This window comes from Pseudomonas sp. EU05-FHT14B02 (assembly GCF_058791055.1).
In genome coordinates this window covers 38,435-58,832 of record NZ_JBYTDD010000008.1, presented here as the reverse complement: position 1 = coordinate 58,832, position 20,398 = coordinate 38,435, and the positions used below count along the sequence as shown (strand labels likewise).

Annotated in this window: 18 protein-coding genes; 8 read left to right on the top strand and 10 right to left on the bottom strand. The window is 60.3% G+C overall.

Annotation, left to right across the window (positions count from 1 at the left end):
• The first annotated feature begins 5 nt into the window (after positions 1-5).
• Positions 6-926 carry a LysR family transcriptional regulator gene (locus AC3WTM_RS10060; protein WP_102670653.1) on the top strand — a complete coding sequence of 307 codons (921 nt, stop codon included), beginning with the start codon at positions 6-8 and terminating at the stop codon, positions 924-926.
• A gap of 106 nt (positions 927-1,032) precedes the next feature.
• On the opposite strand, the gene AC3WTM_RS10055 is transcribed toward AC3WTM_RS10060, so the two are convergent.
• A complete protein-coding gene (locus AC3WTM_RS10055) occupies positions 1,033-2,046 on the bottom strand; it encodes an ABC transporter substrate-binding protein (RefSeq protein WP_102670652.1) in 1,014 nt (337 codons plus the stop codon).
• Positions 2,047-2,449: 403 nt separating this feature from the next.
• Here AC3WTM_RS10055 and AC3WTM_RS10050 point away from each other — a divergent pair, with 403 nt between their 5' ends.
• Genes AC3WTM_RS10050 through AC3WTM_RS10040 form a run of 3 tightly spaced genes read left to right on the top strand, consistent with a single transcriptional unit; the run spans position 2,450 to position 6,486 of the window.
• Positions 2,450-4,048 carry an ABC transporter permease gene (locus tag AC3WTM_RS10050; RefSeq protein WP_102672725.1) on the top strand — a complete coding sequence of 533 codons (1,599 nt, stop codon included), beginning with the start codon at positions 2,450-2,452 and terminating at the stop codon, positions 4,046-4,048.
• Complete coding sequence (locus tag AC3WTM_RS10045; protein ID WP_057712506.1) at positions 4,045-4,860, top strand: ABC transporter ATP-binding protein; 816 nt, start codon at positions 4,045-4,047, stop codon at positions 4,858-4,860. Before AC3WTM_RS10050 ends, AC3WTM_RS10045 begins: the two co-directional genes overlap by 4 nt.
• A gap of 15 nt (positions 4,861-4,875) precedes the next feature.
• Positions 4,876-6,486: an arylsulfatase gene (locus AC3WTM_RS10040; RefSeq protein WP_102672724.1), complete on the top strand. Its 1,611-nt coding sequence runs from the start codon at positions 4,876-4,878 to the stop codon at positions 6,484-6,486.
• A gap of 131 nt (positions 6,487-6,617) precedes the next feature.
• On the opposite strand, the gene AC3WTM_RS10035 is transcribed toward AC3WTM_RS10040, so the two are convergent.
• The gene (locus tag AC3WTM_RS10035) at positions 6,618-7,691 is read right to left on the bottom strand and encodes a fatty acid desaturase (protein WP_102672723.1); all 1,074 of its coding nucleotides are present in this window, start codon (positions 7,689-7,691) and stop codon (positions 6,618-6,620) included.
• Positions 7,692-7,791: 100 nt separating this feature from the next.
• Between AC3WTM_RS10035 and AC3WTM_RS10030 the strand changes: the two genes are divergently transcribed.
• Entirely contained in the window at positions 7,792-8,796 is a 1,005-nt protein-coding gene (locus tag AC3WTM_RS10030) for an AraC family transcriptional regulator (RefSeq protein ID WP_102672722.1), read from the top strand.
• Between the two features lie 34 nt (positions 8,797-8,830).
• Here AC3WTM_RS10030 and AC3WTM_RS10025 read toward each other — a convergent pair whose 3' ends face one another.
• Positions 8,831-9,517, bottom strand: coding sequence for a Crp/Fnr family transcriptional regulator (locus AC3WTM_RS10025; protein ID WP_102672721.1), 687 nt, complete (start codon positions 9,515-9,517; stop codon positions 8,831-8,833).
• Between the two features lie 83 nt (positions 9,518-9,600).
• On the opposite strand from AC3WTM_RS10025, the gene AC3WTM_RS10020 reads away from it, so the two are divergent.
• Positions 9,601-10,125, top strand: a complete 525-nt coding sequence (locus AC3WTM_RS10020) for an Mpo1 family 2-hydroxy fatty acid dioxygenase (RefSeq protein ID WP_102672720.1) — start codon at positions 9,601-9,603, stop codon at positions 10,123-10,125.
• A 90-nt stretch (positions 10,126-10,215) separates the two neighbouring features.
• Here the strand turns inward: AC3WTM_RS10020 and AC3WTM_RS10015 are convergent, their stop codons facing one another.
• From AC3WTM_RS10015 to dibA, 6 genes are all read right to left on the bottom strand, one after another.
• Positions 10,216-11,205: a sulfate/molybdate ABC transporter ATP-binding protein gene (locus tag AC3WTM_RS10015; RefSeq protein WP_007983086.1), complete on the bottom strand. Its 990-nt coding sequence runs from the start codon at positions 11,203-11,205 to the stop codon at positions 10,216-10,218.
• A gap of 3 nt (positions 11,206-11,208) precedes the next feature.
• Entirely contained in the window at positions 11,209-12,078 is an 870-nt protein-coding gene (cysW, locus tag AC3WTM_RS10010) for a sulfate ABC transporter permease subunit CysW (protein ID WP_102672719.1), read from the bottom strand.
• Positions 12,079-12,090: 12 nt separating this feature from the next.
• Positions 12,091-12,909, bottom strand: a complete 819-nt coding sequence (gene cysT, locus AC3WTM_RS10005) for a sulfate ABC transporter permease subunit CysT (RefSeq protein WP_007972956.1) — start codon at positions 12,907-12,909, stop codon at positions 12,091-12,093.
• Positions 12,910-12,978: 69 nt separating this feature from the next.
• Complete coding sequence (locus tag AC3WTM_RS10000; RefSeq protein ID WP_102672718.1) at positions 12,979-13,992, bottom strand: sulfate ABC transporter substrate-binding protein; 1,014 nt, start codon at positions 13,990-13,992, stop codon at positions 12,979-12,981.
• 68 nt (positions 13,993-14,060) lie between these two features.
• On the bottom strand, positions 14,061-14,243 hold the full coding sequence (gene oscA / locus AC3WTM_RS09995) for a sulfur starvation response protein OscA (protein ID WP_056726967.1): 183 nt from the start codon (positions 14,241-14,243) through the stop codon (positions 14,061-14,063).
• Between the two features lie 269 nt (positions 14,244-14,512).
• On the bottom strand, positions 14,513-16,432 hold the full coding sequence (gene dibA / locus AC3WTM_RS09990) for a phosphodiesterase DibA (protein ID WP_102672717.1): 1,920 nt from the start codon (positions 16,430-16,432) through the stop codon (positions 14,513-14,515).
• 147 nt (positions 16,433-16,579) lie between these two features.
• On the opposite strand from dibA, the gene desA reads away from it, so the two are divergent.
• Positions 16,580-17,764: a delta-9 fatty acid desaturase DesA gene (gene desA, locus AC3WTM_RS09985; RefSeq protein ID WP_102672716.1), complete on the top strand. Its 1,185-nt coding sequence runs from the start codon at positions 16,580-16,582 to the stop codon at positions 17,762-17,764.
• A 200-nt stretch (positions 17,765-17,964) separates the two neighbouring features.
• Entirely contained in the window at positions 17,965-18,954 is a 990-nt protein-coding gene (locus tag AC3WTM_RS09980; protein WP_102672715.1) for a GGDEF domain-containing protein, read from the top strand.
• A gap of 130 nt (positions 18,955-19,084) precedes the next feature.
• Here AC3WTM_RS09980 and AC3WTM_RS09975 read toward each other — a convergent pair whose 3' ends face one another.
• Positions 19,085-20,299: a response regulator gene (locus tag AC3WTM_RS09975; RefSeq protein WP_102672714.1), complete on the bottom strand. Its 1,215-nt coding sequence runs from the start codon at positions 20,297-20,299 to the stop codon at positions 19,085-19,087.
• Between the last annotated feature and the right edge of the window lie 99 nt (positions 20,300-20,398).

The window sequence follows — 20,398 nt, the reverse complement described above, 5'->3', positions numbered from 1 at the left end:
AGCATATGGATCTTCGCCAGTTGCGTTACTTCATCGCCCTCGACGAACACCGCAGTTTCGTGCGCGCAGCCGAGGCCATGGGCATTACCCAGCCTGCCTTCAGTCGCAGCATTCAGGGGCTCGAACACGAGTTCGGCTGCGTCCTGGTGGACCGTGGCAACAAGGATTTGCGCCCCACCCCTGAAGGCTTGGTGGTGCTGCAACATGCCCGCAGCCTGGTGCAGGGTGCGGCGTTGCTCAGTTGCGAAGTGACGCAGATGACCAAGCTCGATGCCGGTGAACTGCGCTTCGGTTGCGGCCCGGCGCCGGCGGTGAAACTGGTGCCGGATGCGGTGGCGCAATTCATCAACGCGCACCCGAAAGTGCGCACCTGTTTCGAGGTGGATAACTGGGAGAAACTCAGCCGCGCCCTGAGCCGTGAAGAGATCGAGTTCTTCATCGCCGACATCCGCCATTTCGAGTCCGATCCGAACTTCCAGACCCAGGCTCTGACGCCCAAGCGCGGCGTGTTTTTCTGCCGGCCAGGGCATCCGCTGCTGGCCAAGGAGAGCCTGTCGACCAACGACATGTTCGATTACCCGCTGGCGACTACGAAGATCCCGCCGGGCATTCGCAAACTGCTGGCGAACCTCAGTGGCCGGGTGGATTTTTCACCGACCATCGAGACCGAACATTTTCCGGCGCTGGTGAAAGTGGTGCTGCAATCCAATGCCATCGGCGTGGGGACTGAAGAAGCGTTTGTTGAAGACATTGCCCAGGGGTCGCTGGCGCTGCTGCACTGGCGCAACCTGCCGCAGAACATTGAGAGCATGAATGCGCGGTGCGGGATTGTCAGCCGCACGGGGTTCCGGTTGTCACCGGCGGCGCGGGCGATGATCGAGACGTTGGTGGCGGTGGACAGGCAGCAGATTGCCGTTGCGGTTTAGGGCCTCATCGCGAGCAAGCTCGCTCCCACAGGGGACCTCCAGTGTTCACACGCTCAGTGTGGGAGCGAGCTTGCTCGCGATGGGGCCCAGTGAGCTCACTGAAAATTCAGAGCTTCGCCGCAGCCAACTCCGGCACCACCCAATCACTGACCTTGAACGACTTGCGAATCAGCTTCTGCTGCGAAGCCAGGTCCACGGCATCCTGCAATTTGCCGAGGAACACCGGGTCAAGCGTCGAGGGGAACACCTCGCTCAGTTTCTGATCCTTCAGGTCCTGTGTGAGGATCACCGCCGGATAACTCGCCAGCCCCGACACCAACTGAATGTAGGCGTCCTTGTTGCTGTCCTGGGTCAGCCACTCCACGGCCTGCTGTTGGGCCTTGAGCAGTTTCGCCACCGCCTCCGGATGCGCATCGACAAACTTTCCAGTCCCTATCAGCACCGCCTGCACGCTGCCGGCACCGCCCAGATCCTTGGTATTGAGCGGCAACTCGGCCAACCCCTTGGCCTGCAACGCCGTCAGCCCGGAACCGCCCCACGAGGCATCGATCTGCTTCGCCGCCAGCGCCGCGACCGCCGCGTTGAAGTCGAGGTTGATGACTTTCACATCCTTCTCGCTCAACCCCTGGCTAGCCAGCGCCGCGTCAAAGGACAGTTGGCTGGCGGTGCCACGGAAGATGGCCACGCGTTTGCCCTTGAGGTCCTGCAGAGTCTTGATCCCTGAACCCGGCACCACGCCGAGGTAATGCTTGACCCCGCGCGCCGAGGCGCTGAGCAACCGCGTATCCAGGCCATTGGACTTGCCGATGATGGCTGCCAGATCGCCGAGGTAGGCAAGGTCCACCTGACCGTTGGCGAACGCCTCGTTGATCACCGGGCCTGCGCCCTTGAAGAAGCTCCACTGAATCTTGATGCCTTGATCGGCGAAAGCCTTTTCGAAGATCTGTTGATCACGCAGCACATCCACGACACCGCCACCACTGTGCTGGGTACCGGCACTCAGGTCCGGCACGGCGATGCGGATTTCCTTGAGTTCACCAGCGTTGGCCGTGAAAGCCAGCAGGCCCGCCAAGGCCGGTGCGGCGAACAGACTGATGACACGTTTGAAGGGAAGGTTCATGGTTGCGGCTCCTTGAGGCAACGGGCGTTGATGGGTCGAAAGTAGGCCCAAGTAGAATCAACACTTAAATACTATAAATTCACACTTTTAGAGCATTTAGATCTATATCAACGCCTGCGGACCTCTCCGTGACGTATGCCTTTGCAGCATCAAAAATATTCTTCGAATGCATTGGATGCAGTGGCTTATGGAGGCCTTAAATGGTCTCGCTTATCTCTCAATAGCATTGATTTTAATTTTTATAGATCAATTTTGCATACGCCTTTAACCCTGTGGGAGCGAGCTTGCTCGCGATGGCTGTGTGTCATCCAGCACATAAGTCGCCTGACACGCCCTCATCGCGAGCAAGCTCGCTCCCACAAAAAAGCAGGCCTGTATTGCAACTCGACAACGGAGGTCACCCATGGCCCGTGTTTCTCTGCTCAGCCTGCCATTGCCCGCGCCGTCGCTTGAAAGCAAGCAGCGCTGGCCGAGCCTGAACCATCGGCTGTTGCCATGGTTGTTGCCAACTCTCCTGTTCAGCCTCTGGTGGCTCGCCAGCCGCAATCACTGGATGAGCGAGCAGATCCTGCCGGCACCGACCCTGGTCTGGAGCAGCGCACTGGAACTGTCCCAAGGCGAGTTGTGGAGCCATTTGTGGATCAGCCTGCAACGATTGTTCTGGGGGCTGCTGGCCGGGATCAGCGCAGGTGCGGTTTTGGGTGCCGCACTGGGCTTCAGTCGCCGATTGGAGCGTCTGGTATTTCCAACCTTCGCCGGGTTGGCGCAAGTTCCGACCCTAGCCTGGATTCCATTGTTCATGGTGTTTTTCGGCATTGGCGAAGTGCTGAAACTGGTGGTGTTGATCAAGGCCATCGTGGTGCCGGTGACCCTGCATACGCTGGTCGGTGTGCGTGATGCACAACCAAAACTGCGCGAAGCCGCCGCCGTGTTGCGCCTGCCCAGACACCTGCTGATCCGACGCCTGTTGCTGCCTGCCGCACTGCCGGCATTCATGGCCGGTGTGCGCCTCGCACTGGCCGCCGGCTGGACTTCACTGCTCGCTGTTGAACTGCTCGCTTCCAGTGAAGGCATCGGATACCTGATGGTTTGGGCGCGGCAGCTGTTCATGCTCGACATCGTGTTCGTGTGCATCGTGGTGATCGGCTTGATCGGTGTGGCGATGGATCGCGGCATCGGTTTGCTGGACAGGAAACTGGTGCACTGGCCGCACCCGGCCACCGCCGAAATCCGCCGCGGGCCGCGTTATCAAGGTTGGCAGCGATTGCAACCGTGGCTGCTGCCACTGGCGCTTCTGGCGTTGTGGCAACTGGCCTCGGATCAGCAGTGGGTCGACGCGAACATTCTGGTCAGCCCGCTGGTTGTCCTGCAGACCACTCGGGATGGTTTGCTCGACGGCACATTGCTTGCTGGCATGGCCCTGAGCCTGGGCCGAACCCTTGGCGGGTTGCTGCTCGGTGGCGGGTTCGGGTTTACCTTGGGATTGCTGCTGGGGTTGTCGCGCATCAGTGAACGCGTGCTCGGCCCAACCTTCGCCGCCATCCGTCAGATCGCCATATTCGCCTGGGTGCCACTGCTCACCGCGTGGTTCGGCCTGGGGGAATTGGCCAAGTGGGTGTTTATCGCGCTCGCCGCCTTTTTCCCGCTGTTTATCGCCACCCAACGCAGCGTCGCCCACCTGTCGCCGCAACTGAACGAGGCCGCGCAGGTGTTGCGCCTGAGTCTGCGTCAGCGACTGGTTCGACTGGTACTACCGGGCGCGGCACCGGGAATTTTTGCAGGGCTTCGGCTGAGCCTTATCTACGCCTGGCTCGGCACCATTGGCGCTGAATACTTCATGCCGTCCAACGGCGGCATCGGCAGCCAGATGATCGGCGCCCAGCAACTGCTGCGCATGGACCTGATCATGGCCGGCATGCTGCTGGTGGGCCTGACCGGCGCCCTGCTCAACCTCATTGGCCAACGCCTGGAAATCCGCGTCACTCGCTGGAGACACGCATGAACGCACCGATTGTCAGCTTCAATCACGTGGGCAAAACCTTCGACGTCGACGGCTTCACACTTGAGGCCATTCGCGAATTCAACCTGGACATCGCCGAGGGCGAGTTCGTCGCCATTGTCGGTTCCAGCGGCTGCGGCAAATCCACTTTGCTGCGGCTGCTGGTGGGCCTCGATACGCAGTTTCGCGGGCAAATCAGCGTGGACGGAAAAGCCGTCACCGGCATCGGCGGCGAGCGCGGCATCGTCTTTCAGGAACACCGCTTGTTCCCGTGGCTGAGCGTGGCCGACAACATCGGCCTGGGCCTGGTCAACGAGCCATTGAGCGCTGCGCAAAAGCACAGGCGCATCCATGATTTCATCGAACTGGTGGGCCTGGGCGACTTCGCCCGCGCCTATCCGCACCAGCTCTCCGGCGGCATGGCCCAGCGCGTGGCCATTGCTCGCGGCCTGGTGGCCAGCCCACGGATTCTGCTGCTGGATGAGCCCTTCGGCGCCCTCGATGCACTGACCCGCCAGCAGATGCAGGACGAACTGTTGGCGATCCGCGCCCGGGCAAAAATCACCACCGTGCTGGTCACCCACGATGTCGAGGAAGCGATCTTCCTCGCCGACCGTGTCGTGGTGATGGAGCCGCGTCCGGGGCGGATCAAACAAGTGGTCGACATTGCCCTGCCCCATCCGCGCCAGCGCAGCAGTTTCGACTTCCACCAGTTACGCGAGGAACTGCTTCACGAACTCACCAGCGACGATCACTACCAGCCCCCCGTGCCGGTGCAGGTCCGCGATCTGCCGTTGTCCTTCATTGCCTACTGAAAAAGGAAATTCTTGATGCCGCAACGTCCCAACTTTCTAGTGATCCTGGCCGATGACCTGGGCTTTTCCGACATCGGCGCCTTCGGTGGCGAAATCAACACGCCGAATCTCGATGCACTGGCCAACAATGGCCTGCGCCTGACCGATTTTCACACCGCGCCGACCTGCTCGCCGACCCGCTCGATGCTGCTCACCGGTACCGACCACCACATCGCCGGCATCGGCACCATGGCCGAAGCACTGACCCCGGACCTGATCGGCAAACCGGGTTACGAAGGACACCTGAACGACCGCGTGGTCGCCCTGCCCGAGCTGCTGCGCGAGGCCGGTTACCAGACATTGATGAGCGGCAAATGGCACCTGGGCCTGACCGCAGAGCTGGCGCCTCATGCCCGGGGTTTCGAGCGTTCGTTTTCGCTGTTGCCCGGCGCGGCCAACCATTACGGCTTCGAGCCGACCTACGATGAAACGACGCCACGGCTGCTGAAATCCACCCCGGCGCTGTACATCGAAGACGACCAATTCATCGATGAACTGCCGAAGGATTTTTATTCCTCCGATGCCTTTGGCGACAAGCTGCTGCAATACCTCAAGGAGCGCGACCAGACCCGGCCTTTCTTCGCCTACCTGCCGTTTTCCGCGCCCCACTGGCCGCTGCAGGCGCCGGCCGAGGTGGTGGAAAAATACCGCGGGCGCTATGACGCCGGCCCTGAAGTGCTGCGACTCGAGCGCCTGGAAAAGCTCAAGTCCCTGGGGTTGATCGAGGCCGATGTCGAACCCCATCCGCTGATCCAGCTGAATGCACAGTGGGATGCCTTGAGCGACGAACAACGGCAGATCTCCGCCCGTGCCATGGAGGTTTATGCGGCGATGGTCGAGCGCATGGACTGGAACATCGGGCGGGTCGTCGATTACTTGCGCCAGCAAGGGCAACTGGACAACACCTTCATCCTGTTCATGTCCGATAACGGTGCCGAAGGGGCGTTGCTGGAGGCCTTTCCGAAATTCGGCCCGCAGTTGCTGACCTATCTCAACCAGCATTACGACAACAGCCTGGACAACATCGGTCGCGCCAACTCCTACGTCTGGTACGGGCCGAACTGGGCGCAAGTGGCGACCGCGCCGTCGCGGCTGTTCAAAGCCTTCACGACCGAAGGCGGGATACGTGTTCCGGCACTGGTGCACTACCCGCAATTGCCGCTCAAGGGCCAGATCAGCCATGGGTTTGGCACGGTGATGGACATCACGCCGACCATTCTTGATCTGGCCGGCGTGCGTCATCCAGGCAAGCAGTGGCACGGCAAACCCGTGGCGGAAGTTCGAGGCAAGTCGTGGCTTGGGTTCTTGTCGGGCGAGACGGCGCAAGTGCATGACGAGCACACCGTCACCGGTTGGGAATTGTTCGGACGACGGGCGATTCGGCAAGGGCAATGGAAGGCGGTCTACATCCCGGGACCGGTGGGGCCGGCGACCTGGCAGTTGTATGACCTGGGCAATGATCCGGGGGAAATTCATGACCTGGCGTCGAGCCTACCGCAGAAGCTCAGTGCCTTGATCGAACACTGGCAGCGGTATGTGGATGAGACAGGGGTGATCTTGAGTGAGTCGCCGTTTCAGCCGGATTGATATTGCCTGATGCACCGCATTCGCGAACAAGCCCGCTCCCACACTGGCCGATGTGATGCAAAGATCGCATTCACACCGACACACCCTGTGGGAGCGAGCTTGCTCGCGATGGGGCCATCTAAGCCACCCAATCAAGCCCCGACCGTACGCACCTTTTGCGCAGCCACTTCGTCCTTGCGCTCAAACCGATTGGCCCGTGCAAACGTGCCGAAATCATTAAACCGCACGCCCATCTCGCGCATCACCTTGTGTCCCACCGGAACGGTGAGCTGCCGGATGTAGAACGGTTCCTTCACCACAAAGTGATGGATCCCGTGGCTGCTGCCGAAGTTGAAGCAGAACGCCTGCAACGGCCACAGCCACCAGGCATTCAGCACTTGCGTCTGCTGCATCACGTTACCCGGCTCCACGTCACCGTAGTAGTGCATGTTCGAGCTGATGAAGTGCAGGCAGAACGTGCGCAACACGTTCGGGCCGATGATCACCACTGCCGCGATGTCGATCACCTGCATCACCGACAAGGTGGTCGCCGACCACTCGATCGGTGCGCCCATCAGATGCGCAACGCCGTTCGCTGCATGGAAACCGAGAAACACATACCAGGTGCCCCAATGTATCAGCGCCAGCGGTGCGTAGACCTTCAGGGTGCGCTGGACGATGCTGATCTTTTGCGCCCAGGTCTTGGCCCGCAGCATGCGGATGAACGACGACATCATGTTGTCGCCAATCATCAGGAATCGCGCGATGCCCCATGGTTCGCCGTTGGTGATGGCGCGCTCTTCCATATCGGCTTCAGAACCCGAGACCTTGTGGTGGTTGAGGTGCAGGTGGCGGCGAATCCACGGGTTGATGGTGCTCGGCCGCGCCAGCCACACCAGCCCCATCATCAGGTTGTGCGGCACCTTCTGCTTACGGAAGTACATGCTGTGGATCAGGTCGTGCTCCAGCTCATGGGTCAACGAGGCGAAAAACGCGTTGAGCAGCAGGCACGCCCACCACGCCATGTGCCCGGTCACAAAGAGCGCCGCCGAACCGACCATACCAGCCAGGGCGAAGGCCAGAATGCCTGCGCCGAGGGCGTCCTGATGCTTGAGAATCGGGTATTGCTCACGCAACTCGACGCCTCTGGCCAGCACCACTTCACGGATATGGGCCGATCGTTGGGCTGCATTCAGTCGTTGGGGGCTTGCAGAAGTACCGCTCATGCTTCCATCCTCTGGTTATTGATGGTTGCATCCTGCCTTGCGAACCCTCGCAACGCGGTAGCCGAGAACGCCAACCTGTTGACCGGAAGCGCCAATCAGCATGACTGAACCGACCTCCCTCGCCAGCTGGACCCGCGCCCTGCGCAAGCAACTCGATGCCCTGGGCATCGACAGCACCGCCTTGTGCCAGCAAGCGGGGCTCGACCCGCAACTGATGGACGACCCGAACGCGCGCTATCCGCTGTCGGGCACCACGCACCTGTGGAATCTGGCGGTGCAGGCCAGCGGTGACCCGGCGATCGGTTTGCGGGTTTCGCGTTTCGTCAGCCCGACCACCTTCCATGCGCTGGGTTATGCGCTGGTGGCCAGCGGCAGCCTGCGGGAAGTGTTCGAGCGCATCGTGCGCTATCACCAGGTGGTCAGCGATGCCCTGGAACTGGAGCTGACCCGTGCCGAGGATCGCTACCGTTTCAGCCTGAAAATCCCGACCGGTAACCCCGCCCCGGCCTTCGAAGCCATCGATGCGTTCATGGCGATTTACGTGCGCACCTGCCGCAATCGCCTGGGTCGCGACTACGCGCCACTGGCGACCTACTTGCGTCGCCCGGAGCCGATGGACGCGCACCAATGGCATAAGGTCTTCCGCTCGCCCATGCACTTCGGCGCCGACGAAGACCGGCTGGAGTTCGCCCTCGTCGACTTCGACAGCCACCTGGATGACGCCAACCCGGAACTGGCCGAACACAACGAAACCGTGCTCAAACGCACCCTGGCACAACTCAAGCCGCTGACCTGGGAGCGCAAGGTTCGCGATGCCATTGAAGAACAACTGCCCGAAGGCGAACCCAGCGCCGAACACATCGCCAAGGCCCTGCACCTGAGCCTGCGCAGCCTGCAACGGCACCTGGCCGATGAAGGCTGCCGGTTCGACACGTTGCTCAACGAAAGCCGCGAAAACCTCGCCCTACTGCACCTGCGCGACCAGCAGGTGTCGCTGAGCGAAATCAGTTATCTGCTCGGGTTTGCCGACACCAGCAGCTTCAGTCGCGCGTTCAAGCGCTGGACGGGGATGACACCGGGGCAATTTCGGGATGGGTTGCGGTGATTGATCCGCTCCCACAAGGGATATGAGTCGAGTTTCAGATTGTGGCCAGCTCCCGCAACCTGGCAGCATCGAGGATTTCAATTTCGCCGTAACTCAGCCCGATAATCCCCTGCCCCTGCAACTCCTTGAGAATCTGGTTGGTGGTCTGGCGCGACAGCGACAGCATTGCGGCAAGCTGCTCCTGGGGCAGTTGCAGGACGCGGCGCGGTGGGGCGGTCTCGCCATAGCCTTCGGCGATCAACAACAAGCGGTGCGCCAGCCGTGCCGGGGCCGGCAACAGGCTCAGTTGTTCGAGGTTGATGAAGGTCATGCGCAATTTCTGGCTCATCAGCAATGCCAGTTGCCGCCAGTGCTGCGGATGCTCGTCCAGCAGCGCCAGCAAAGTGTTCTGGGGAATATGTAGCAGCGTGCACTGGCCCACGCCGTAGGCATCGTGGGTGCGTGGCTGGCCATCGAACAGGCAGATTTCGCCGAACCAGTGCGGCGGCTCCACCAGGCTCAGCAACGCTTCCTTGCCTTGCTCGCTCACGGCACCGACGCGCACCGCGCCTTCAAGCACCGCGTACAGGCCACAGGGCGGATCGCCGCGCTTGAACAGCCGCTGGCCCGGCGACAGGCGCCGCAGCCTGGCCGCCGACAGCAGGCTATCCTGTAGGGAAACAGGCAAATGGTTGAACCACTGACCGCTCATCAGGCGTGGACGCCAGACGTGAATATCCATGGAAACTCCTAGAGATTGTCGCCTGGCTGACAGAGCGGGAAATGGCCCCGGGGCATGATCAATCACCCTACAGGAGAACAACAATGAAAAGCCTCGTCGACCACCTCAGTCAATACGCCGCCTACCACCGTGACCCGCGCAACATCGCCTCGCACTTTATCGGCATTCCTCTGATCGTGGTGGCCGTCGCGGTGCTGCTGTCCCGGCCGGAGTGGTCGCTGGGCGGCGTGTGGCTGTCTCCGGCGGTACTCGTTTCGCTGGCATCGGCATGGTTTTACCTGCGACTGGAGTTGCGTCTGGGCGTATTGATGACCGTGCTGCTCGGGCTGAGTGTCTGGGCCGGGCATGCGCTGGCACAGCAAAGCACGCTGGTGTGGCTGGGCAGCGGCGTGGCGATGTTCGTGATCGGTTGGGCGATTCAGTTTGTCGGCCATCACTACGAAGGGCGCAAACCGGCGTTCGTCGATGATGTGACGGGGTTGATTGTCGGGCCGTTGTTTGTGGTGGCAGAGCTGGCGTTCATGCTGGGGATGCGGCATGACCTGAAAGAGCAGATCGAGGCGCGGGCGGGAGGTGTGCGGGTCAATCCGAAGCGCGCTGCGGTCTAGACCGTCATCGCGAGCAAGCTCGCTCCCACAGAGGATCTATGGTGCACATAGAACCCCTGTGGGAGCGGGCTTGCTCGCGAAGCTTTTGCTTTAGATGTTGGCGACCTTCTGCCAAACCTTCGGTTTGAAGAACAGCGTCTCTCCCTTCGCCAACCCGATCAGGCTATCGTGATCCTTGACCACTTCGGCTTCGATCAGATCGCTCTGCCCTTCAACCTTAAGCGTCACCCGCGTTGTCGCGCCCAGCGGACGAATGTCCCGTACTTCCGCCGCGTGGTGGTCTTCCAGTTCATGGCGTGACAGCGACACCTCGTGCGGGCGGAACAGCACGTGATTGTCTTCGCCCAGGTGCAGTCGGTTCGAATCACCGAGGAAGTGATAGACGAAATCGCTGGCCGGGTTTTCGTAGACGTCGCCCGGTGAGCCGATCTGCTCGATCACACCCTTGTTCATCACCACGATACGGTCGGCGACTTCCATTGCTTCTTCCTGGTCGTGGGTCACGAACACTGAGGTCAGGTTGATGTCTTCGTGCAGGCGCGCCAACCAGCGACGCAGTTCTTTACGGACCTTGGCGTCGAGGGCGCCGAAAGGTTCGTCGAGCAGCAGCACTTTCGGCTCCACCGCCAAGGCGCGGGCCAGTGCAATGCGCTGACGCTGACCGCCGGAGAGTTGTTCCGGGTAGCGATCCGACAGCCAGTCCAGTTGCACCATGTTCAGTAGTTCGTGGACTTTGGTTGCGATCTGGCTTTCGCTCGGGCGCTGGTTTTTCGGTTTCATGCGCAGGCCGAACGCGACGTTGTCGAACACCGTCATGTGGCGGAACAAGGCGTAGTGCTGGAATACGAAACCGACGTTGCGATCCCGCACGTCATGGCCGGAAACGTCTTCACCGTGGAACACGATGTTGCCCTGATCCGGGGTTTCCAGGCCGGCGATGATTCGCAGCAGCGTGGTCTTGCCGCAGCCCGACGGACCGAGCAACGCGACGAGTTCGCCGCTCTGGATGTCCAGGCTTATGTTGTCCAACGCCTTGAACGCGTTGAAATTCTTGCTGACGTTACGCACTTCGATCGACATGAATTATTCCTCCGCGGCGCTGGCGCGCAGGCGGTTAATACGGTTTTCGCTCCACTGCTTGAGCAGCAGGATGAAGAGCGCCAGGATCAGCAACAGGCTCGCCACGGCGAACGCGGCCACGTGGTTGTATTCGTTGTAGAGGATCTCAACGTGCAACGGCAGGGTGTTGGTCACCCCGCGAATGTGCCCGGAAACCACCGACACCGCACCGAACTCCCCCATGGCCCGCGCGGTACACAACACCACGCCGTAGATCAGGCCCCATTTGATGTTAGGTACGGTGACGTGCCAGAACATCTGCCAGCCGTTGGCGCCGAGCAGACGCGCGGCCTCCTCTTCCTGGGTACCTTGTTCCTGCATCAGCGGGATCAGTTCACGGGCCACGAACGGCACGGTGACAAAGATCGTCGCCAACACGATGCCCGGCAGGGCGAAGACGATCTGGATGTCGTGGTCCTGCAACCATGGGCCGAACAGGCCTTGGGCGCCGAACATCAGCACATAGACCAGACCGGCGATCACCGGCGACACCGAGAACGGCAGGTCGATCAGTGTCACCAGCATGCTCTTGCCACGGAACGAGTACTTGCTCACGCACCACGCGGCACTGACACCAAACACCAGGTTCAGCGGCACCGAAATCAACACGGCGATGACCGTGAGTTTCAGGGCCGACAGCGCGTCCGGCTCAAAGATCGCGGCGAAAAACGCACCGAGGCCGAGCTTCAGCCCTTGGGACACCACGATGAACAGCGGCAACAACAGGAACAGCGCAAAAATCAGCCAGCCAAGGCCGATCAGGATTCGCCGCGAGGTCGCACTGCCACGGCGGGCAGCGTTCGAGGAAGCGGCAGCAATAGACGATTGGGACATGGGTGCGCCTCCTTATGGGGTTTCGATGCGCCGCTGCAACAAGTTGATCAGCAGCAACAGGACGAAGGAAACCACCAGCATCAGTACACCAATGGAGGTAGCGCCGGTGTAATCGTATTGGTCGAGCTTGACCATGATCAGCAGCGGCAAGATCTCGGTTTTCATCGGCATGTTGCCAGCGATGAAAATCACCGAACCATACTCCCCGACCCCGCGGGCAAAGGCCAATGCGAAGCCGGTAAGCCATGCCGGGAGCAGTGCAGGCAGCAGGATATGGCGGAAAACCTGCAAGGGTTTTGCACCCAGGCACGCCGCCGCTTCCTCGACTTCACGAGGAATATCCGCCAATACTGGCTGTACGGTACGTACTACGAATGGAAGTGTCACAAAAGTGAGGGCAAGGGTAATGCCCAGAGGGGTGTAGGCGATCTTGAAACCCAGATCCGCTGCAAACTGACCCACCAGACCGGTAGGGGTGTACAACGCCGTCAGCGCAATACCGGCCACCGCCGTGGGCAATGCGAACGGCAAGTCGATCATTGCATCGATCACTTTTCGTCCAGGGAAGGTATAGCGCACTAATACCCAAGCCAGCAGCGTGCCGATGATGCCGTTGATGATCGCGGCACACAGGGCGGTGCCAAAGCTGAGTTTCAATGCAGCCAGCACCCGCGGCGCCGAGATGATTGCCCAGAATTGATCCCAGGTGAGTTGAGCGGCATGCACGAACATCGCCGCAAGTGGTATGAGCACAATCAGGCTGAGGTACACCAAGGTGTAGCCCAGCGTCAGCCCGAAGCCGGGTATGACGGGGGAGATACGACGCGACATAAAAGTCCTTGGTTGAGAACGCACTGAGCCCCGGAGGTGAATCCGGGGCTCGTTGATGGCTATTTAAGATTACTGCGCCTGGTAAATCTGGTCGAACACGCCCCCATCATTGAAGAATTTCGGCTGTGCGGTTTTCCAGCCGCCGAAATCCTTGTCGATGCTCACCAGCTCCAGTTTCGGGAACTGCTGGGCGTATTTGGCAGCCACGTCCTTGTCACGTGGACGATAGAAGTTCTTCGCCGCGATTTCCTGGCCGGCCGGGCTGTACAGGTGTTTGAGGTAGGCTTCGGCGATCTGCTCGTTGCCCTTTTTCTCGGCATTTTTGTCGACTACCGCCACCGGCGGCTCAGCGAGGATCGACAGCGAAGGCACGACGATGTCGAACTTGTCGGCACCACCCTCTTCCTTCAGGGCCAGAAAGGCTTCGTTCTCCCAGGCCAGCAATACGTCGCCCTGACCGTTGTTGACGAAGGTAATGGTCGAGCCGCGAGCACCGGTGTCCAGCACTGGCACGTGCTTGAACAGGGTTTGCACGTATTCCTTGGCCTTGGCTTCGTCGCCACCATTGGCTTTCAGGCCATAGGCCCACGCCGCGAGGAAGTTCCAGCGCGCACCGCCGGAAGTTTTCGGGTTCGGCGTGATCACCGAGACGTCATTCTTGATCAGGTCGCCCCAATCCTTGATGCCTTTAGGGTTGCCCTTGCGCACCAGGAACACGATGGTCGAGGTGTAAGGCGTACTGGCGTCCGGCAGGCGCTTTTGCCAGTCCGCCGGCAGGGACTTGCCAAGCTTGGCGATTTCGTCGATATCGCCGGCCAGGGCCAGGGTCACGACGTCGGCACGCAGACCATCGATCACCGCCCGACCTTGCTTGCCCGAACCGCCGTGGGATTGCTGGATTTTCACGGAGTCACCGGCGTGGTCCTTTTGCCAGAACTTGATGAATTCGGCGTTGTAGTCCTGATACAGCTCGCGGGTCGGGTCGTACGACACGTTGAGCAGCTCATAGTCCTTGGCAACGGCGGAACCGGCAAAAAGGGCGCTGGCCAGGGCGGCCAAAGCGAAATGACGAATCGACGACATGGTGAAAGCTCCTGGAATTCTTGGTTTGTTGGCTTTTTCTTATGGAATATCGCGTTGCCTGATTCGCCTCAGCCCGACTTGTTGCCCGGCTGCTGCAAACGGAATTTTTCCTTGCGTTCGATCTGCACCACCTGGGCGTTGTGCACAGTGATTTCCACAGCGCCAAAGCGCAGATCGCGCAGGGCACTCTGGATTTCACGCAGGATGGTGGCTTCGTCTTGACCGTCGACGCTACGTAGGGATGCGCTCATATTGCTGCTCCTTCAACTGAGAGGTTGCCTCGCAGTGACGGCACTGCTTGCGGCTTGAGAGCAATACTAGAGAGGTGTAGATATTCTTAAAAAGACTATTTAAGAATGTTTATATAACTAGAAGACATTATTTGGCGGGGCAAGGGTTTGCACCCTTTAGAAGTACGCCCCCCCTGTAGGAGCGAGCTTGCTCGCGATGAACGTTAACGATGACAAGGACTGCCTGAATGAACACGGTGCCCCTGCCACCATCGCGAGCAAGCTCGCTCCTACACGATCATCGGAGCACGCAACCAATCCAGCTGCCCAGCCGGCACCGGCCGCCCGAACCAATAGCCCTGCCCCAGATCACATCCCTGCTCGAGCAGGAAAGCCGCCTGTTCGACCTGCTCGATCCCCTCGGCATGGACCTGCATGCCCATGCTCTGGGCCAGCGCAATGATCACTCGTGAAATCGCCGCATCATCTTCATCCCACGGCAACCCGGCGACGAAGCCCTGGTCGATTTTCAACTTCTGCACCGGCAGACGCTTGAGCCGCAGCAGCGATGAGTAACCCGTGCCGAAGTCGTCGATGGCCAGGCGCACACCCAGCTCGCGCAGGCGATGCATCTGCTCCAGCGCGACTTCCGGGTCTTCCATCACCGCGCTTTCAGTGACTTCCAACTCGAGAAACGCCGGCTCCAGCCCGGTTTCGTGAAGGACTTGCGCCACCTGTTGATACAGCTCACGACGGGCGAACAGACGCGAAGAAACGTTGACCGCGACGAACGACAGCACCACTCCGCCCTGCTGCCACTGGCACATCTGCCGGCACGCCTGCGCCATGACCCAGGCGTCGATTTCTGCAATCAGACCGGTTCGTTCGGCGACTGGAATGAACTCCGCCGGCGACACCAGGCCCCGCTGCGGGTGCTGCCAACGCACCAGCGCCTCGACGCCAATCAGGCGACGGGTCTTGAGGTCGTGAACAGGCTGGTAATAGACCCGCAGCTCTTGCCGGTCCAGGGCCTGGCGCAATTCGAAGGCGATCTCGACCCGTTGCTGGGCGTGGGCCGTCAGCTCTTCGGTGTACAAGGCATAATCATTGCGCCCCGCACTCTTGGCCTTGAACAGCGCAGAGTCGGCATTGCGCAGCAGTTGCTCGACGCTCAACGCATCGCTGGGGAACAGGCTAATGCCGATGCTAGTGTTTATGGACAGTTGGTGCCCATCAATAAGGAACGGCTCTTTAAGGCCATCGATGATCCGCTGGGCCAACGCAGCGGCCTGAACCAGTTGCGGACAGCTTTCGGCAAGTATGGCGAACTCATCCCCACCCAACCGCGCCAGGGTAACGCCCGGACCGAACATGGCCCCCAGGCGCTCGGCCACAGCCTTGAGCAACTGGTCGCCAATGGTATGCCCGAGGCTGTCGTTGATCATCTTGAAGTGATCGAGATCGACCATCAGCAGCGCACAGCCACGCTTATGGACCTGTGCCGAGGCCAGGGCCTGTTCGGCACGGTCGATGAACAGCAAGCGGTTCGGCAGATCGGTCAGCGGATCGTGGTGCGCCAGGTGCATCAGTTCGTGTTCTGAATTCTTGATTGCGCTGATGTCGGAAAACACCGCCACATATTGGTTCGGCTGGCCGTAGTCGTCGTGGATCAGGCGGATCGTTTGCCATTGCGGGTAAATCTCGCCGCTTTTGCGCCGGTTCCAGATCTCTCCACTCCACTCCCCGACACTGGCGAGCGTGGCAAACATCACCTGATAGAACTCAGGAGAGTGTCGCCCGGACTTGAACAGGTTGGGCCGCTGCCCCAGCACGTCCTCACACCCGTAACCGGTGATTTCCATGAACGCCCGGTTCACATGGACGATCAGACCTTCCCGATTGGTGACCAGCACACCTTCGCGGGTACAGTCAAACACGGCTGCCGCCTGGCGCAAGCGCATGCGGTCGACATCGCGCTCACGCAGTTTGGCGCCGATACCCAGACACCGCAGCAGCCGCGCCCGGGCAATGAAGATCAACCCGGCACTGAACAGCACCCAGACATAACCGTTGATCAGTTGCCATCGCAATCGCTCGGCAGAGCTATCGAAGAAACTGTTTAATAAATAGCCACTGATCTGCAGCCAAACCACAGAAAGCAGCAGATAGAGCAGCGCTGCACGCAAGGCATCGCGATAGGTGGCAGACATCCGGCGATCCATGTCCCTACAAAAAGGTTGGAATTATAGTTTAAAGACACATCCAGCCACTCTTATCTGAAAGGGCGACTGGTTTTCTGTGTGGGCTTAGTGATAATGCAACGGCTGTTTTTTCTTTCATCGAGGGCCCTATAGCCTATGTGGTACGAAGGTTTTCTTGGCTTGTCGCCCTGGTCACTGGTAGCAGTCACCCTGCTGATGACCCACGTCACGATCATCGCCGTCACGGTCTATCTGCATCGTTACTCGGCCCATCGCTCCCTGGAGCTGAATGCCGGCCTGAAGCATTTCTTCCGTTTCTGGCTGTGGCTGACCACGGCGCAGAACACCCGCGAGTGGACCGCCATCCACCGCAAGCATCACGCCAAATGCGAAACCGTCGATGACCCGCACAGCCCGGTCATCAAGGGTTTGTCCACGGTGCTGCGCAAAGGCGCCGAACTGTACCGCGCCGAAGCGGAAAACCCCGAGACGCTGCGCATCTACGGCAAGAACTGCCCCGAAGACTGGATCGAGCGCAACCTCTACAGCCGCTTCCCGCTGCTGGGCATCGCGATCATGGGCGTTATCGACCTGCTGCTGTTCGGCACCATCGGCATCACCATCTGGGCGATCCAGATGATGTGGATCCCAGTGTGGGCCGCCGGTGTAGTCAATGGTCTGGGCCATGCCATCGGCTACCGCAACTTCGAATGTCGCGATGCGGCGACCAATCTGGTGCCTTGGGGCATCCTGATTGGCGGCGAAGAGCTGCATAACAACCATCACACCTACCCTAACTCGGCAAAGCTGTCGGTGAAGAAATGGGAATTCGACCTGGGCTGGGCGTGGATTCAAGTCTTCAGCTTCCTGCGCCTGGCCAAGGTTCAACGGGTTGCGCCGATTGCCCATCGCGTCGAAGGCAAGGGCAACCTGGACATGGACACCGCCATGGCGATCCTCAACAACCGCTTCCAGATCATGGCCCAGTACCGCAAATTGGTGATCGGCCCGCTGGTCAAGCAAGAGCTGGAAAAGGTCGATCACTCGGTACGTCACCAGTTCCACCGGGCCAAACGCCTGCTTTCGCGGGAGACCAGCCTGCTGGATGACAAACACCATGTACGCATCCAGAACATGCTCGAGCACAGCCAGGCACTGAAGGTAATTTACGAGAAACGCCTGGCTCTGCAGCAGATCTGGGTCAAGACCAGCTCAAATGGCCACGACATGCTGGCGGCCATCAAGGACTGGGTACACGAAGCCGAAGCCAGCGGGATTCAATCCCTGCGCGACTTCGCCGATCAGTTGAAGACCTACTCCCTGCGCCCTGCCGCCGTCTGAAAAAACCTGTGGGAGCGGGCCTGCTCGCTCCCACATAGTTATGTGGCGTGCCATCAGTACCGCCCGGCGGGAGCAAGCTCCCTCGCCACACAAGGCGGGAACTTCATCTAAAAAGCCCTATCTCAAAGACACTTCGCCATTCCCCGGGCTTGGTGTTGGCCGCTATCGAACGCGCGGCATGCCCTTTGAGATTTGTGTCGATGGCCCCAAAAAACCTGCAAGACTCATCTGCGTCGCATTGGCCCGAGGCCGCACGGCCCCTGATAGCGCCGATGCATGCCCAACGTGAAGTCGCCCCCCTGAGCGAACGCGAACAGTTGTTCAGCACCTTGCTTATGAGCGTCAATGCAGTGCTGTGGGCATTCGATTGGGAAACCCGCAAGGTGCTTTACGTCAGCCCCGCCTATGAACGGATCTTTGGCCGTTCGGCCGATCGACTGCTGGCCGACTGCAATCAATGGTGCGACAGCATTCACCCTGACGACCTGGACTATGCCGAACGCAGCCTGGCTGAAGTGCTGGATAAAGGCGCCATCGAAGACCGCGAGTATCGAGTCATCGCCGCAGATGGCCAGGTGCGCTGGCTAAGCGACAAATGCTACATCAACCGCCAGCCCGAGCCGGGGCAACCGGTGATCATCGTCGGCATCGCCGAAGACATCACCGACAAGAAGCAAATGGAAACCGAACTGCATCGCTTGGCTACCATCGATGCGCTGACCCAGAGCAGCAACCGTCGTCATTTCTTCGAATGCGCCCACCGCGCGTTCGCACACACTCGGCAACAGGGCGAGCCGCTGTCGTTTCTGATGCTGGATATTGATAACTTCAAGACGATCAACGACACCTACGGTCACCAGGAAGGCGACAACGTGTTGCAGCGCATTGCCGAAAGCGGCCGCGCAGCGTTGCGTCGTGGCGACCTGTTCGGGCGTATTGGCGGTGAGGAGTTTGCAGCGGTGTTTCCCGGGTGCACGCCACAGATGGCCCTGCAAGTGGCTGAACGCCTGCAACGGCAGATTCAGCAATTGAGTTTCAACCATGAGGGCCAGACGTTCGGCATCACCGTCAGCCAGGGCCTGACCAGCCTGACCGCCACGGACGAAAACGTGGAAAACCTGTTTTCCCGGGCGGATGCAGCGATGTATCAGGCCAAGCGCGAGGGCAAGAACCGGATTGTGACGGGCTGACGAATCCCCGCCCTGTAGGAGCGAGCTTGCTCGCGAAAAACCCGAGAGCAACACTGAGATTCAGATTTCCCGCGTTATCTTTGACCTACATCGCGAGCAAGCTCGCTCCTACAAGGGGTGCGCATGAGCCTCATTTCTTGCGCAGGCGCATCAGCTCCGGCAGGTCGATCTTGAGCAACCTCGCCGTCCGGCTCTTCGCCAGCGCCTCGATGCCCTCATGCTCGCTCAGGCGCGCCATCTGCGCCGCCATGTTCATCACCAGCGCTTCGCGGGAATAAACCCCGCCACCGAGCTGGTAGGCCGCCGCAATCAGCTCTCGCAACTCCAGTGGCAGGCGCCAGCGTGTGCGCAGTGCCGAACCATAGGCCGCGCCGTATTCAGCCAGCGCCTCACCTACTTCCTCCCACTCGTCCAGTTCGCCACCGGCCTGTTTCCATTCCTGCAAACACCGCAGCAACGCCAGATCGCCGAGACGATGCAACATGCCGGCGCAATAGCAGCGCTCCTGATCCAGATCGAGCAAGCGCGCCAGGGTTCTCGCGTATTCGGCAGTGTGCAGGGACAGCCCCCAGTAACGCTCGGCATAGTCGGCCAATTGCGGATCACTGAGCCGGGCACTGCGCTTGAGCGCCAACCCGAGAATCAGGTTCATGCTCTGCCCGGTGCCCAGGCGATGCAGCGCCTGGGACAGGGTTTGCACAGCGGCGCCGTGGTGCCGGGCCGCGCTGTTGGCAGCGGCGATCAGCACGGCCGTGACCTGCGGGTCGGTGCGAATTTCGTCTTCCAGCACCGTCAGATCGAGGCCATTGGGATTGAGGCTGCGTTTGACCGCCACTTGCACGTCGGTCATCAGTGGCGCGCCATCGGCCAATTCGCGTCGACGCTCCAGATACACAGACAACGTCATGCCCGGCGCCAGCGACGGCGCCTCGCACAAGACTTCTTCGCCAGCGTTCAGCAGCACTCCCTGCAACCGATGGGTCAGGCTTTGCATATTCAGGGGCTTGGTCAGGTACGCCGCCGGCGCCAGCGGCAAGGCCTCGCGCACACTGGCACTGTCGTTACGACTGCTCATCAGAATGAACGGCATCGGCGGATTGCGTTTGCGCTGACGGATGCTGCGCAGGACGTTAAGGCCATCGACGCCGGGCAACTCCCAGTCGGCGATCACCAGGTCATAGGGATTGGCGGCCAACAGCTCCAGCGCTTGCTGACCATCGGCACACAAATCCAGCTGCGCATCGCAGCGTACGTTCAACAACACTTCCTTGAGCAGATCCCGGGACCAGGGGTCGGCCTCGGCGATCAGGACTCTCGGAACCGCGGGTAAAATGACGGTTGTCATACAGCGCTCCCTGGCAATGCAGGAACCTTAGCCAAAACACGCCATTCGATACAGCGCAAATATGCGGGTTGTATTTCGACCGACATGAAAAAACCCGCC